Source organism: Proteus sp. fly-1089 (assembly GCF_040138965.1).
GTDB classification, from domain to species: Bacteria; Pseudomonadota; Gammaproteobacteria; order Enterobacterales; family Enterobacteriaceae; genus Proteus; species Proteus vulgaris_B.
In genome coordinates, this window is the sequence record NZ_JBEETS010000024.1 from 1 (window position 1) to 501 (window position 501).

Below are 501 nucleotides of genomic sequence, written 5' to 3' on the forward strand. Positions count from 1 at the left end.
AGTGCTCACACAGATTGTCTGATGAAGAACGAGCAGAAATACCGGTATAGGCTTGTAGCTCAGGTGGTTAGAGCGCACCCCTGATAAGGGTGAGGTCGGTGGTTCAAGTCCACTCAGGCCTACCAAATCGTATTGAATACTGCGTTGTGAAATCACTCGTTTACTTAGAGTAAACTTCGTGTTTCCACGCCTTGCCTCACTACGATTGGCTCAATTCTTAATTAAAGGAAGTTATCCGATAAGAAAGAAACCTGAGTAACAAAAACGGTATTAAGAATGCATTATGGGGCTATAGCTCAGCTGGGAGAGCGCCTGCCTTGCACGCAGGAGGTCAGCGGTTCGATCCCGCTTAGCTCCACCATAATCTCTTGAATATAAAATAATAATTCAGAGTATATTAGCAATAGTATACTGCGAATTATTTTGCTCTTTAACAATCTGGAACAAGCTGAAAAATTGAAAACAAATCAATATATCACCGAGGTATATTGATGAGTCTCT

2 tRNA genes are annotated in these 501 nt (G+C 41.7%); both read left to right on the forward strand.

Features of this window, described 5'->3' with window-relative positions:
* Window positions 1-48: 48 nt before the first annotated feature.
* Window positions 49-125: transfer RNA gene (locus ABN080_RS18165), tRNA-Ile, on the forward strand.
* A 160-nt stretch (window positions 126-285) separates the two neighbouring features.
* Window positions 286-361, forward strand: a tRNA-Ala gene (locus ABN080_RS18170).
* Window positions 362-501 lie beyond the last annotated feature (140 nt).